The following is a 237-nucleotide window of genomic DNA, read 5'->3' on the forward strand; positions in this document are numbered from 1 at the left end:
ATGTCGCGGGGATGAATCGCTATCCTTGTTCTTGGATATATCGTCGTATAGTTTCAGCACTTGCATTACCCACTAATATTAAATGAAGCGCGATGAGGTATTTACAATGCGATTTTGTTTGATATTCCATTTGACAAATCCAGTCTATACAGTAGTCTATACAGTATATGATGAAAACGCTCAGATACAACTACCGACTCAATCCAACACCCGAACAGGCTGAGAAACTGACCGAGT

1 protein-coding gene is annotated in these 237 nt (G+C 40.1%); it reads left to right on the plus strand.

Annotated elements, in window-relative coordinates; all coding sequences use genetic code 11:
• Positions 1 to 170 precede the first annotated feature (170 nt).
• On the plus strand, positions 171 to 237 hold a 67-nt coding region (locus NLF92_RS14355; protein ID WP_432420239.1), incomplete at its 3' end, for a helix-turn-helix domain-containing protein.

This window comes from Opacimonas viscosa (assembly GCF_024199005.1).
Taxonomy (GTDB): domain Bacteria; phylum Pseudomonadota; class Gammaproteobacteria; order Enterobacterales; family Alteromonadaceae; genus Opacimonas; species Opacimonas viscosa.